Source organism: Brucella sp. IR068, from assembly GCF_049065885.1.
Classification (GTDB): Bacteria; Pseudomonadota; Alphaproteobacteria; order Rhizobiales; family Rhizobiaceae; genus Brucella; species Brucella intermedia.
Genome location: NZ_JBAKHE010000002.1, coordinates 489976 through 504102 on the forward strand (window position 1 = coordinate 489976; position 14127 = coordinate 504102).

Below are 14127 nucleotides of genomic sequence, written 5' to 3' on the forward strand. Positions count from 1 at the left end.
CGATAGGTTGATCGAAGCCCCGAAGACAGCTCCGGAACCAAAGTCTGAGGGGCTTTTAGCGCGATGCGGGATGGATGCCACTGCGTCACTTTGTTCATCAGGGCAATCCGGGTCGGTCTCCCAAGAAGGTGCCTCAAACAATTGTGATAGGTGTGGAACGCGAAATTGCTTCCCGAAGCATTAGCGTTAAAAGTTTCTATACGAGATTGGTAAATTCTACGTGCGAGATTCGGACGGATTCGCTTGTTCAGCGAACGCATCAATTTGGGCGGTTTGAAATGCAGTTTCCCAGACACTCGCAGACAGATGAGAAGAGCAGCGCTGGGCGCGGACTAACTATCCGTCGCGCAGCGGCGCTGGCTCTGGCAGCTTCGGTGTTTCTACCCACGGCGCAGGCTGAAGCCGCGAATTCGTTATTGGAGCTTTTTCAGCAGCGCCGCCAGCAGCAGGCGCCACAGATTGCGCCCCAGCCGGAGCTTCCAAAAGCTGCGACGCCAAAAGCAGTAGCGGCCCCGCGCCCGTCTACGCCGAACACGGCCGCGCGCAGCGTTCCGCCAGCCCAGCGCGTGACGGTGAAGGGCCCGCAGATTTACGATTACAAGCCCGATGCTCTGGTCAATGTCGATTTCAGCGCGCTCGACATGGGCGTCACGGCGGCCACTGAACCTGCTACGGTCGATCCGTTGACATCGGGCATGTCGCCGATCCGCCCGAAGATGCACGAGGAAACCCCTGGGCAGCGTGCATTCGATGCAGCGGTGGACTATCTGAAATCCGTCAACGTCAAAGCCGAAAAAAAGATAGCGCAGGCTATCGTCGATTATTATTCGAACAAGCGCAGCTTCATGTGGTCGGCCGATGACAAGGTGCTGGACCGCGCCAAGGACGTCGCTGCTTTCTTTGCCCGTGCCGATGAAGACGGGCTCAATCCCGACGAATATGCGGTCACGATTCCGGCTGATACTTTCGACGCTGCGGCCCAAGCCGAGCGCCAGCAGAAACTTGCAGAATTTGAAATCCGCATGTCGGCACGCGCTCTGCGCTATGCCATCGATGCAGGCGAGGGGCGGGTGATCGCCGACCGCCTCAGCGGTTTCCACGACCTGCCGCGCGATCGCGTCGATCCGAAAACCGTTCTCGAAAAACTGGCGTCGGAAAGCGATCCGGCTGCCTATCTCCATGGCTTCCAGCCGGACAACGAGCAATATGCGGCCTTGAAGCGCGAACTGGCGAATACCGAGCCGCCCTCTGCTGAACCGATCCGTATCTCGCTGAATGGCGTCATCAAGCCCGGCGATGCCAACCCGCAGCTTGGCAAGGTGGTCGCCCTCATTTCGAGACATGCGCCCGCCAGCTATCTGGCAGAGCACAGGCAGGTGCTGGACGCCCATGCAAACGGCGACGTTTACGATCCGGAACTGGTTGCGGCCATCAAGGACTACCAGAAGCTTTCCGGCAGCACGCCGGACGGCGTCATTGGCCGCAATACGCTTTCTGCCCTTCAGGGCGAGCAGTCCTCCGTCAAGCGCGACCGTATCCTTTATTCCATGGAACGCCTGCGCTGGCTCCCGCATGATTTCGGCACGCGCTACGTGATGGTCAATCAGCCGGCTTACCGTGCGGAATATTTCGAGGATGGAAAAGAAAAGCTGGCCATGAATGTGGTCATCGGCTCTCCGAGCCACCAGACCTATTTCTTCTACAACAAGGTGCAGACGGTCGTTTTCAACCCGTCATGGGGCGTGCCGCGCTCCATCATCCTGAACGAGATGCTGCCGAAGGTCATGCGGGACACGAGCTATCTCGACCGCAACGGCTATGAGGTTTATGCGGACGGCAAGAAGGTTTCGGCCAGCGCCGTCAACTGGAGCGCGGTTGCCGCAGGCAAGGCCCATGTCGGCATTCGTCAGAAGCCGAGCCTCGACAATGCGCTGGGCGAACTCAAGATTCTGTTTCCCAATTCGCATGACATCTACATGCACGACACTCCGGCCAAGTCCTATTTCAGTCGCGACATGCGGGCGCTCAGCCACGGCTGCATCCGTCTGGAACGCCCGCGCGACATGGCCGCTGCCGTCATGGGAACAACCGTGCAGGATCTGGACAAGTATTTCGGCAAGAACGAACGCGGCATCAAGGTGAAGGAACCGGTTCCTGTCTATATCTCCTACTTCACGGCATGGCCGGATGCGAGCGGCCAGATTCGCTATTATGGCGATGTCTATGACCGTGATTCCGGCTTGCAGAAGGCATTCGACAAGACGGCGGGTTCGCGTCTGGCAGCGCTCTGAAATCCTTTGCCATTCAAAACAGAACGGCAACCATTGCAGAATGGTTGCCGTTTTTGTTTGTCGCTCGGGACAGACAGGCAGAAGATAAAATCTCTTTGGGAAGTGGCACACCAGACGCTTGACTTATGCAGGCGCAGGCCAGTATATCCGCACCACCTTGATTGAGCACTGCTCATCGGGCGTGTAGCTCAGCGGGAGAGCACTCCCTTCACACGGGAGGGGTCACAGGTTCAATCCCTGTCACGCCCACCATTTCCTTACTTCCACGCCGAATGATCCGGCTCGCCGCACTTGCCGCGAGCGCGCACGAAAGAAGCCGGAAAATTCCGGCTTGTCGATTGCGAGTTTATCGCAAACCGGCGCGGATGGTCTATCGCGACAGGATGACATCCCATTTGCCGAACTCTACGAGGCCGCAGGTTTTGGCGAGCGCAACGGACGGCAAATTGTCGAGTTGGCATCGATACTGCGGTTCAAAGCCCCGTTTGATCGCAAAATGGCTAATCCCACGGAACAATCTGGATGCATATCCCTTGCCTCTTGCATGAGGCAAGGTCAGCACGCCCGTATCCGCGAGTTTCATGTCATCCCATGGATACATGCTTGCAGCGCTGACAAGCTCGCCGTTATCGAATGCGCCAGCGACAAGCCAGTGATCAAGTTCCACAGACGCGGCGTCGAGATCATCCTCGGTGGCCTTATCGCAGAATGCATTGAAGAGCGCGGCGTCTTCTTCCGTAAGCAGACGTATATCGGGAGAAACGTCCATTTCGGCGATGTTTTTCAGCTCCGCCGCGGGAAAATAGAACAGGTGGTCTGCCCCGTGGCATTTTATGCCAGCCCTATCAAGGCGGCGGTGAAATTCCGGTGCGCTTGACGGGGTGTCCGAAAGCAACTGCCTGGCCAGCGCCTCGCGCAGAACGACCAGCGTTCTATCCGCCATCTCAAGAATGGCGCCATCGGCTTCAATCTCGAGCGCCGGCGTGGTGGCGATCGAAAAGTCTTTGTCTTCAAACACGACGCCTTCCCCACGAAAGGTGTCACGCCAATAATTGTTCACGGTATCAGAAAACACGACAGCACCAATTCTTGCTCAGTTTTCCGGAGCATGGCCCTGCGTTTGTGAAGATCGTGTGAATTTTCTGTCGGGCTTACGTGAGTTTTCTGTCGAAAGGCGGCGGCAGCGCGTCAAACTTCATCGGTCTCAGGAACGTTCATATCTCCAAAGCATAATGCACGCTGCAATCACCACCGCAGACGTCAGAACGCCTATGACAATAGAGAATAAGACCATTGCATTATCCCTGTTCCGTTTGTTTTCTTTATCGGAGGGGAGAATGACCGAGGAAATTCACTTCGTCAGGTCCGCAATGACGAATCAACATTTTTGACAGTTGAATTGACGAGTCGCGGTTTTCGCGGAAGGCCGCAACAACGGCCCATTATCGGCGTTACGACGTATATTTCTTCATGCTGTTATAAAACCTTCACCGTCGCCGGTTAGGCGAGGGCGACCGCTTGTTGAGCGGATCGGACGGGCATTAAGGGGCAGACTAACAAAATCGCTGGAATGGTGGATTCGTTGCATGTTGCGGCGATGAAAAGAATTATTTTGTCTATTTCTGAATAGGTGAAGTACATATAATGCTATATGAAGTAGTTTTTATATCGCATATGAATAATTCACAAAACTTACATCGAATAAACATTGATCAAATTCTGGTGAATAAATATAGCGGTGGCGTCTAACTCTTCCACTGGAGACGCATTTTATGACTATCAGAAAAATTCTTCTTGGTTCGGCTGCATCGCTCGTAGCGATTTCCGGCGCGCAGGCAGCCGATGCAATCGTGGCGCCTGAACCCGAAGCAGTCGAATATGTTCGCGTATGCGATGCATATGGCGCTGGCTATTTCTACATTCCGGGAACGGAAACCTGCCTGCGCATTCATGGCTATGTTCGCTATGATGCAAGCGGCGGCGACAACAACTATGCTCGCACCCCGGCACAGCTGGAGCGCGACACCTGGAACAAGCTGGCCCGCGTCAGCCTGCGTTTCTCCACCGCTTCGGAAACGGAACTCGGCACGCTCAAGACCTATAGCGAACTGCGCTATGACTGGAACGGCGACGGAAACGGCAAGGCCGACAACTACAATGGCGGCTCCACCAGCACCTCGCTGCGTTATGCCTATATCCAGCTTGGCGGCCTGCGTGTCGGTCTGGATGAATCGGCATTCGTTACCTTCACCGGCTATCTCGGCAACGTCATCAGCGACGACGTGATCCTCGCCGGCGGTTATCGCACCAACCTCATCAGCTATACCTTCAAGGGCGGAAACGGCTTCTCGGCCATCGTCTCGCTCGAAGAAGGCGGCAATTCCGACTCCAACGTGGACGTCACCATCAAGGACTACATGCCCCATGTGGTTGGCGGTCTCAAATACGAGCAGAGCTGGGGCAAGATCGCAGGCGTCGTAGCCTATGACGCCCGCAATGAGGAATGGGCCGGAAAGGTCCGCGGCGATGTCAACATCACCGATCAGTTCTCGGTCTGGCTGCAGGGCGCCTATAAGTCCAACGACGATCATTACGGCACGTCGGGTGGTTATCGCGTGCGTATCGTCGACTCGTTCTACGGCACGTGGGGCGGTGACTGGGCAGTCTGGGGCGGTGCAGCGTTCAAGGCGACCAGCAAGGCGACCTTCAACGTGCAGGCCGCTTACGACGACAGCGAAACCTTCGCCGCAACCGCCAACGTCGCCTACCAGCTGGTTCCGGGCTTCACCATTACACCTGAAGTTTCCTACACCAAGTGGCAGGACAAGAACACCAGCATGGACGGCAAGGACGCCTGGCAGGGCAAGATCCGTTTCCAGCGCTCGTTCTGACAGACTGGCTGATAGTGCCGCCAACGGCACAAGCATTGTCGTAGAACTATGATGACCTCCAGTCCATGTTTCTAGCGACAGGGGCGGCGACCTGAGCGGTCGCCGCCTTTTTGTGTTTCAGTCCATGAATTTGCAGAAGAATACAAGAAAACAACAAGTTAGAAGTATATTCGAGATTCTGCTTTAACTAAAAAAGCCCGGACTGTTCGTTCCGGGCTTTTGGATGCTCATGGCTGGTTTTTAGTCGAGAACGTAGCAGGCCTTGGCCTTGCCGCGTGCCGGATCGCCGAAGGCGCGGTTGTCGCAGCGAACGCCATTCCGGAAGACGCCTTCCGTGAACCGGCCCTCAGCGCCGTAGCGGACGCGCTTGCGCCCGTAAAAATCACAGAAACCGCCTTCCTTCGCGCAACGGCTCCAGTCACGGTCACGGTCGCGATCTTCGTAGCGGTCATACGGGTCATACCGGCCCGGACGATCGCGGCGATCAGGACGGCCCGGACGATCTGGCCTGTCCCAGCGATCCTGAACGACGAAGGAGCAGCTCTTCTTCTGGCCCGGCGCGGGATCGCCGAAAACCCGGTTGGAGCAGTTGACCTGCGGGCGGTCGATGAAGCGCGAGGTATTCCGTCCGCCAGTGCCGTAAACCACTTCGGCCGGGTAGGGCAGCTGGCAAATTCCGTTCTCGCTTGCGCAACGCTGCAGCTGTGCTGCCGATGCCGGTGCAACAAGCGGGGCGAGGACGGTTACCAGGCCGCCAAGGCATATTGAAGCAATGGTCGTCTTGAGTGCAGGTATCATGATGTGTCCCTCTGATATCGGTGAAATATGCTTTAGTTCCGGTATCTTGAACAGAGGATGAATGTGCTGTGACCAATGGGAATTTTGCCGGGTGGTTAAGAATTCCATGAGGTGGGGTCGACAAACATTTTCCGCTCTGGTTTGCTGCGGCAAGAATGAGGTTCTGAAATGCACCGACTGCCTTTTCGTTTCACGTCGATCATCGTCGTGCTGGCGGGCATGATTGCCGTCGGGTTTTATGTCGGCCACAAAACGAAAGAGGCGCGCCAGACATCGCTTGTTCAACGTTCCGCGCCATCTGAAGCTGGAATAGTCCCGCTCTTTTGCTCGGAACGAGCTTCCTTTCCCGCAGGTTTCATGAAATGAGAGTGAAACACTCACCTTCACTCTTCGGAGGCTGCCCGCATGCATGGCGAATATAAAGTCCACGGTGGAAAACTTGTCGTTGTCGATCTGGATGTCCGCGACGGACGCCTGAGCGATGTGCAGGTTGCGGGAGATTTCTTCCTTGAGCCGGACGAGGCCCTGCAGGACATCTGCAATGCCATTGAGGGCCTTTCAGTCGATGCATCGTCGGAGCAAATCGCAGACGCGGTGAGGGCGGGCCTCCGCCCGGATGCCATGATGCTGGGTTTCAGCCCCGAAGCGGTGGCGATAGCCGTCAGGCGAGCACTGGGCGTTGCGCGCACATGGCGGGATTTCGAGTGGCAGATCGTTGAAATGCCTGCGGTTTCGCCCGCCATGCATCTCGCATTGGATGAAGTCCTGGCACAGGAAGTCGCCGCGGGGCGCCGCGCGCCTACACTCCGCTTCTGGGAATGGGAGCGCCCGGCCATCATCATCGGCGCGTTCCAGTCGCTGCGCAACGAAGTCGATATGGAAGCGACACGCGAATTCGGCGTCGAGACCGTCCGCCGCGTGACCGGCGGCGGCGCCATGTTCGTGGAACCTGGCAGCACCATCACCTATTCGCTTTATGCGCCGGGCGAACTCGTGCGTGATATGAGCTTTGCTGATTCCTATGCATTTCTGGACGACTGGGTGCTGAAAGCGCTCAATTCGCTTGGCATCGACGCTTTCTACAAGCCGCTCAACGATATTTCGAGTTCCAAAGGCAAGATCGGCGGCGCGGCGCAGAAGCGCTTTTCCAAGGGAACGGTCCTTCACCATGTAACCATGGCCTACGACATGGACGCCGAGAAGATGGTGAAGGTGCTGCGCATCGGGCGTGAGAAGCTGAGCGACAAGGGCACGGCAAGTGCCGTCAAGCGCGTCGATCCGGTGCGCAGTCAGACGGGCCTGCCGCGAGAGGAAGTCATCAAGCGCATGAAGGAAACCTTCGTGTCGCTCAATGGCGGCGTCAGCAGCACGATTACGCCGGAGGAATACGCGGCTGCGGAAAAGCTCGTGGTCGAGAAATTCTCGACCGAGCATTGGCTGCACAACATTCCCTGAACATTCTGTCACGCTCACAATCGCGAAGCAGGGTGACTTGACCGTGCCGTCATGGCATAGGGAGGCCGCAACGCGACCGCCTTACGTTCCATCCTCTTACAAAGTTCTTCCGTTTCATGATCCGCATCGACAATATCAGCAAGTCCAACAGCCATCGAATTCTCTATATCGAGGCGTCCGCCGCTTTGAACCGCGGCGAAAAGATCGGCCTTGTCGGTCCCAACGGGGCGGGAAAGACGACATTGTTCCGGATGATTACGGGTGACGAACAGCCCGACGAAGGACAGGTTTCCGTCGAAAAAGGCGTGACGGTTGGTTATTTCGACCAGAATGTCGGTGAAATGGGCGGACGGTCTGCCGTGGCGGAAGTCATGGAAGGTGCTGGCCCGGTCAGCGTGGTGGCAGCGGAACTCCGCGAGCTTGAAGCTGCTATGGTCGATCCGGACCGCATGGACGAGATGGATGCGATCATCGAGCGCTACGGTGAAGTGCAGGCGCGTTATGAGGAACTGGACGGCTATGGTCTGGACGGCCGCGCGCGCGAGGTTCTGGCGGGCCTGAGCTTCACGCAGGAAATGATGGATGGCGATGTCGGCAAGCTTTCCGGCGGCTGGAAAATGCGCGTTGCGCTGGCGCGCATCCTGCTGATGCGTCCGGACGTGATGCTGCTCGACGAACCGAGCAACCATCTCGATCTCGAAAGCCTCATCTGGCTGGAAGCGTTCCTGAAGAATTATGACGGCGCGCTGCTGATGACCTCGCACGACCGGGAATTCATGAACCGCATTGTCACCAAGATCATTGAAATCGACGGCGGCTCGCTGACCACCTATTCCGGCGACTATGCTTTCTATGAGGGGCAGAGGGCGCTGAACGAAAAGCAGCAGCAAGCCCAGTTCGAGCGTCAGCAGGCGATGCTTGCCAAGGAAATCAAGTTCATCGAGCGCTTCAAGGCGCGTGCTTCCCATGCATCGCAGGTCCAGAGCCGCGTGAAGAAACTGGAGAAGATCGATCGCGTGGAGCCGCCACGCCGTCGCCAGACCGTCGCCTTCGATTTCGCTCCGGCGCCGCGTTCGGGTGAGGACGTGGTGAGCCTCAAGGGCGTGCACAAGACCTATGGAAGCCGCACGATCTATGACGGCTTCGACTTCATGGTCCGCCGCCGCGAACGCTGGTGCATCATGGGCGTCAACGGTGCGGGAAAATCGACGCTGCTGAAACTGGTCGCGGGCGCTGCCGAGCCGGACAAAGGCAATGTCAATATCGGTGCCAGCGTCAAGCTTGGTTATTTCGCGCAGCATGCGATGGACGTGCTCGACGGGGACGCGACCATACTGGAATGGCTGGAAGAGCGCTTTCCCAAGGCTGGGCAGGCTCCGCTTCGTGCACTCGCCGGCTGCTTTGGATTTTCCGGCGACGATATCGAAAAGAAGTGCCGCGTGCTTTCAGGTGGGGAAAAGGCCCGCCTGGTCATGGCGGCAATGCTGTTCGATCCGCCGAATTTCCTGGTCCTGGACGAGCCGACCAACCACCTTGATCTCGATACCAAGGAAATGCTCATCAAGGCGCTTGCCGCCTATGAGGGTACGATGCTGTTCGTATCGCACGACCGGCATTTTCTCGGTGCCTTGTCGAACCGCGTTCTGGAACTGACGCCGGACGGCATTCATCAATATGGCGGCGGTTATACGGAATATGTCGAGCGGACGGGGCAGGAGGCCCCGGGCTTGCGTTCGTGACGCATGATTTACGACAAGATTTGCGTCGTTTAATCAAATAAGCCATTGATGCACATGCGCGGTTCGGTTAGAAACGCGCATGCAAAGGCTTCGAGCCTTCCGGCTATGCACCCGTAGCTCAGCTGGATAGAGTGCTGCCCTCCGAAGGCAGAGGTCACAGGTTCGAATCCTGTCGGGTGCGCCAAATATTTCTAGAATTCTCAGGCCCAAACGTCTTTAGCTTCTCAACGACCTCGGTGGGAAGGTCGTGCGCATGCCGCTGTCCACCCTTCTTCACCCCGATGCCTGGAGATGACGACGGGCAGGGAATAGAGATACGCGATTCCTCCCGGATATCTCCTACCCCACCCCAAAGCGATCACGATAAGAGCGGGGCGTAACTCCCAAGCGTTTTTGGAATGCGCGGTGCAAGGAATGGAGGCTGCCGAAACCTGAGCGCTCGGCGATGCGTGGCAGAGACCAGTCCGATGTCTCAAGAAGCGCCTTCGCACGCTCAATCCGTGCAGCTTCCACGAATTGTGCCGGTGTCGTGCCGGTTTCCCTGTGGAAGGAGCGCGAGAAGGTCCGCTCGCTCATTCCCGCGCGGTCCGCTAGAGCGGGACCGGAAAGATCTCCGGTCGGATTCTCGATGATTTCGTCCAATAGCCTGCGCAGGCGCGGCGTGGCGTCGACCTGGGTCGCCAGAACCGGACTGAATTGCGATTGCCCTCCCGGCCTGCGCATGAACAGCACCAACTGTCGAGCGACGGACAATGCTGTTTGCGCCCCGCAATCGGCTTCAACTAATGCCAGGCATAAATCGATACCTGTCGTGACGCCTGCCGAGGTATATGTCGGCGGCTCAGCGACGAATATAGCATCAGGTTCGACATTGACCTGCGGTCGAAGCTCCTTCAGGAGGCCGACGGAATTCCAGTGCGTGGTCGCACGCTTCCCGTCCAGGAACCCACCAGCAGCGAGCACGAACGCGCCGGTGCAAACACTGACAAGTCGACGCGTTGTGCTACTGCGTGACTTCAGCCATTCGACCAATGTCGTGCCGAAGATAACGCTGCGCAATGCTTCTTCGCTGCCGCCGGCCACGATGATCGTATCGATCTCATTCGGCAGCTTGTGCAACGCCACGGCATTTCCCAATTGCAATCCGCCGGCTGAATTGCATTTCACGCAGCCACCGGCCGAAGAAGCCAATGTAACAACATACTGCGGTGTGGGTTGTGAGAGGTAGAGGTTCGCCGCCGCGAAAACTTCCATAGGCCCGACCACGTCCATGGCCTGCACCCCGTCATACCCGATTACGACAATCAGCCTGGTCTTTTGCATCATTGGCGTAAAATGCGATAGAATTGACATTTCCGCCATAACTTTCAGCGGCTATTTGAGGCGTTTCTATCAAACACGGATAAACCTCATGTGCCGTCTTATGAAAATTCTCCTTGCGGTCTTTCTGGTCGCCTCCTGCATTTCGGGGGCGGGAAGTGCTGTGGCTGCCGATGCCAACTCCATTCATCTGCCGCCTGTGAAGCCCGGACGAGGACGGCCGCTCGTTGCGATTGTGGCTGATAATGGAGGCACGGAGACAACCGATCTCATTGTGCCTTATGGCGTATTGAAGGGGGCGGATGTTGCGGATGTCGCCATTGTCTCGCCTCACGCCGGTCCAGTCAGCTTGATGCCCGCGCTTAAAATCCAGCCGGATACGACCATACATGCATTTGACGTGGCCCATCCGGAGGGTGCTGACATCATTATCGTGCCGGCGATGCATGACAGCAGGAACGAAGCCGTGATCGGGTGGGTACGAGATCAGTCCGGCAAGGGAGCAGTCGTCGTGTCCATCTGCGAGGGTGCATGGATAGCCGCTCGCGCCGGCATCCTCGACGGAAGGGCGGCAACCACCCATTGGTACGCGTTCGACAAGATCGCAAGAAATTTTCCCAGGGCACGATGGGTTCGGGACCAGCGCTATGTTTTTGATGACAATGTCATGACCACCACCGGCGTCACCGCTTCGATTCCCACAAGCCTTGCCCTGGTTGAAGCCTTGGCGGGACGTGCAAAAGCGAAAGCGATGGCGGCCGAACTCGGTGCCGGAAATTGGACTTCGGCCCATGATTCCGCATCGTTTCATCTTACGGCGCGTCGCATGTGGCTCGTTGCTCGCAACTTTCTCTCGTTCTGGAACCGTGAGACCCTATCGATCCCGGTCACCGACGGCTTTGACGAAATTGCGCTTGCGCTCAGCGCCGACGCATGGTCGAGAACTTATCGTTCGCAAGCGGTCGCCACGTCCGGAAAGGCACTTGTCGAATCGCGTTACGGTCTTGCCCTGATACCGGATCAGAATGCGGATACAGGCAAAAGCCAGCTATCTCTCGATCAGACAATTGCCTCGGCGAAGGCTCTAGACCACACTCTTAAGGAGATTGCAGCACGCTATGGCGACGCAACCGCAGACCTGGTCGCACTGCAACTGGAATATGCCCGATAGAGCAAACTGGCAGCGACTACGGGTTCAATTGAGTCTGGAAGTTCGATGCCGATGCTGCTTTGAGCAGATAATCCGGTGAGAATCGGGCGCACGCCTTGACCGTGATTGCCGAGAAGAGCGCGCCAGATATTCGGAATCTCATCATTCGTCCGCGCGTACCTGCGCGTGTGAAATTAACCCGAATATGAATGTTCCGCCGACGACGTTCCCCAACAATGTGGGGAGGCCGAACTTAAAGATGCTGTCAAATGGTGAAACTTCCCCAATTATCAGCAGAAACAACACCTCGATCGAGCCAACGATGATGTGTGTCAGATCGCCGATCGCAATGAGGTAGGTGACGAGAAATATCAACGCTATGTGACCTTGTTTGGTGCTGTGGAGCATCCAGACCAGCGTCGCGATAAGCCACCCCGACATAATGCCCTTGCTGAACAACTCATTGCTGGTGTTGGCCATGAGGTGCCTTCCCATGCCGATGAAGGTCTTTGTCACCTCGTCTGAAAAAATAGGCATCGAGGCCATAACGTAGGCCGCAATGGCGCCTCCGATCAGGTTGCCGAAAAGGACTATTCCCCAGAGCCTGATCATCTTCAGAAAGTGGGACAAAGTAGGTTCAACCATGAACGGCAGAACCGGAGTGATCGTATTTTCGGTGAATAGTTGCTGATTGGCGATGATGACGATTATGAAACCGACGGTATAACCTGCGGAACTTATCAGGAAGAACAGGTCCCCATCGGGGAGATAGGTCTCCAGAATGCCGCGAGCGATCATCGAAGTGCTCATGGATATACCGCCCGCAATGGCAGACCAGAGCAGCGCCATAGCTTCGCGATTGATCTCCTTTTCTCCGTCGCGCCGGATCAGCTCGTGTATTGCCGCCGATTTCGACGGGAGAACTTCTTTTAGTCCATCCGCAGTCGGTTCTGTCTCTTCCGGATTGGACATGGCGATCCCCTCACTGTTTCGATTTCGGCAGATAGAGCGTCGCAGTTGTTTGTCGAGAGACGGAACTCGATCGCCGGAGGTTCGTTTCGTCTGTCGTGAACAGGAGAATTGAATGCGAAAGTCCTTATTGTTTTTTATTCTGGCCGTTGCCGTTATCCTGGGCTTCATTTTCGCAACGCCTTATTACTATGGCGTAAGTCCGCAAAACAGCGGCGAACAAGGCTCGTCTGACGGGCAGTAGCCTCCAAGCTTCAAAAAGCCCGGAACAGGTCAGGATCACTTCGCCGTCCGGCCAAAGCCGAGGCCAAGGGGAAGGGTTAGTCAAATAGCCAGCAAAGGCATCCCCTTGCGTTCGCCCTGCTTGTTCGGCAAAGTGCGCGCAAGTCGTAATCGTCCGAAATCGGACCGATTTATGGTGGAAGGGCAAGGCATGGGTTTCTCTTCGAATGAGCCCCCAAAAGGCTTTTACGTCTCGAACAGGAACCTTCCAGAAAAGGATCGCACCGAGAATTGGCGCGAGGCCGTCTCACCTCTCTATGAAGCGCTGGAAGCTCCCGTTGAAGGAGCAACTTCCATAGAAGGTGCGATTCATTCGCTCCTGTTGGGAGAGCGGGTGATTATGTTCGCGGCGTTTGGGGGGCATCGCTGCGTAAGAACCCGGGAATGGATCAAGCGAAGCACCTATGATTATTACTATGTCCAGCTTTGCGTCAGCGGTCTGTGCTTTGGATCATTTGAGGGACGTGAGATCAGTCTTTCCCCGGGAGATATTCATATCGGTTCGGTGACTGCCGTTTTTGATGCGGCCTGCAGCAACTCGACCGCAACTTTATCCTTAATGCTCGACAAGGACGAACTGGAGTATATCTGCGGGGTTTCGAATCTGAATGGGAAGGTTATCCGGGGCAACACTGCGCTGGGCGAGCTTCTTGGAATGCTGTTTCGGGGTTCATATCGCGAGGCAGGTGATCTTTCGTTCAAGGAGGGCGCTGCCTGTGGTGATGTCCTGTTACACTTGCTTGCCTCTGCCGTGAAATACGATCACGACAATATCCGAAGCGCTCCATCGGAACAGCTTCGAAATCAGGTGCTCCAGTTCATAAACAGGAACATCAACGATCCGAAACTGGACGTCGACCTCATATTGGAACGGTTCAGCATATCCCGTTCGCATCTTTACCGATTGCTGGAAGCAGACGGTGGTGCTGCCGGATTGATCAGGAAGAAACGGCTGCAACTGGCACGCAATGAATTGATCAGGCGCAAGGAGGATGAAGGGCTGCGCATCAAGGCAGTTGCTAACAAATACGGTTTCTCGAATACGGGCCGGTTTGCCAGAAGCTTCCAGCACCAGTTCTCCCTTTCACCCTCCGAGTTCTTGAAAAAACAGAGCGAGGACGAAGCCCTCGCGGGACAGATCATCAGACTGCACGGACATTACGGGAACCTCAAAGATCGATGGAATATGAACGCCGTCGGTTGAGAACTGAAATGGCTTGGAGGGCCCGGTG

11 protein-coding genes and 2 tRNA genes are annotated in these 14127 nt (G+C 56.4%); 9 read left to right on the forward strand and 4 right to left on the reverse strand.

Annotated features, from left to right (window positions below; translation table 11 throughout):
* Window positions 1-278: 278 nt before the first annotated feature.
* Together ACOWVS_RS05360 and ACOWVS_RS05365 are read left to right on the forward strand one after the other, a co-directional pair.
* Window positions 279-2291, forward strand: a complete 2013-nt coding sequence (locus tag ACOWVS_RS05360) for a L,D-transpeptidase family protein (protein WP_006472170.1) — start codon at window positions 279-281, stop codon at window positions 2289-2291.
* A 177-nt stretch (window positions 2292-2468) separates the two neighbouring features.
* Window positions 2469-2543: transfer RNA gene (locus ACOWVS_RS05365), tRNA-Val, on the forward strand.
* 118 nt (window positions 2544-2661) lie between these two features.
* Here ACOWVS_RS05365 and ACOWVS_RS05370 read toward each other — a convergent pair.
* The gene (locus ACOWVS_RS05370) at window positions 2662-3309 is read right to left on the reverse strand and encodes a GNAT family N-acetyltransferase (RefSeq protein WP_139309254.1); all 648 of its coding nucleotides are present in this window, start codon (window positions 3307-3309) and stop codon (window positions 2662-2664) included.
* 754 nt (window positions 3310-4063) lie between these two features.
* On the opposite strand from ACOWVS_RS05370, the gene ACOWVS_RS05375 reads away from it, so the two are divergent.
* On the forward strand, window positions 4064-5182 hold the full coding sequence (locus ACOWVS_RS05375; protein WP_006466749.1) for a porin: 1119 nt from the start codon (window positions 4064-4066) through the stop codon (window positions 5180-5182).
* A 240-nt stretch (window positions 5183-5422) separates the two neighbouring features.
* Here the strand turns inward: ACOWVS_RS05375 and ACOWVS_RS05380 are convergent, their stop codons facing one another.
* A complete protein-coding gene (locus ACOWVS_RS05380) occupies window positions 5423-5980 on the reverse strand; it encodes a hypothetical protein (RefSeq protein ID WP_006472740.1) in 558 nt (185 codons plus the stop codon).
* A gap of 405 nt (window positions 5981-6385) precedes the next feature.
* Here ACOWVS_RS05380 and ACOWVS_RS05385 point away from each other — a divergent pair, with 405 nt between their 5' ends.
* From ACOWVS_RS05385 to ACOWVS_RS05395, 3 genes are all read left to right on the forward strand, one after another.
* Window positions 6386-7435, forward strand: coding sequence for a lipoate--protein ligase family protein (locus ACOWVS_RS05385; RefSeq protein WP_006472738.1), 1050 nt, complete (start codon window positions 6386-6388; stop codon window positions 7433-7435).
* A gap of 116 nt (window positions 7436-7551) precedes the next feature.
* A complete protein-coding gene (locus tag ACOWVS_RS05390; RefSeq protein WP_006472737.1) occupies window positions 7552-9174 on the forward strand; it encodes an ABC-F family ATP-binding cassette domain-containing protein in 1623 nt (540 codons plus the stop codon).
* Between the two features lie 107 nt (window positions 9175-9281).
* Window positions 9282-9358 (forward strand) — tRNA-Arg (locus ACOWVS_RS05395).
* 155 nt (window positions 9359-9513) lie between these two features.
* Here ACOWVS_RS05395 and ACOWVS_RS05400 read toward each other — a convergent pair.
* Complete coding sequence (locus tag ACOWVS_RS05400) at window positions 9514-10500, reverse strand: GlxA family transcriptional regulator (RefSeq protein WP_021585108.1); 987 nt, start codon at window positions 10498-10500, stop codon at window positions 9514-9516.
* 97 nt (window positions 10501-10597) lie between these two features.
* Here ACOWVS_RS05400 and ACOWVS_RS05405 point away from each other — a divergent pair, with 97 nt between their 5' ends.
* Window positions 10598-11665 carry a DJ-1/PfpI family protein gene (locus tag ACOWVS_RS05405; RefSeq protein WP_100229512.1) on the forward strand — a complete coding sequence of 356 codons (1068 nt, stop codon included), beginning with the start codon at window positions 10598-10600 and terminating at the stop codon, window positions 11663-11665.
* A 141-nt stretch (window positions 11666-11806) separates the two neighbouring features.
* Here ACOWVS_RS05405 and ACOWVS_RS05410 read toward each other — a convergent pair whose 3' ends face one another.
* Complete coding sequence (locus ACOWVS_RS05410; protein ID WP_021585109.1) at window positions 11807-12616, reverse strand: formate/nitrite transporter family protein; 810 nt, start codon at window positions 12614-12616, stop codon at window positions 11807-11809.
* A 112-nt stretch (window positions 12617-12728) separates the two neighbouring features.
* On the opposite strand from ACOWVS_RS05410, the gene ACOWVS_RS05415 reads away from it, so the two are divergent.
* Window positions 12729-12857, forward strand: a complete 129-nt coding sequence (locus ACOWVS_RS05415; RefSeq protein WP_021585110.1) for a hypothetical protein — start codon at window positions 12729-12731, stop codon at window positions 12855-12857.
* A gap of 189 nt (window positions 12858-13046) precedes the next feature.
* Window positions 13047-14099, forward strand: coding sequence for a helix-turn-helix domain-containing protein (locus ACOWVS_RS05420; RefSeq protein WP_075041677.1), 1053 nt, complete (start codon window positions 13047-13049; stop codon window positions 14097-14099).
* Window positions 14100-14127 lie beyond the last annotated feature (28 nt).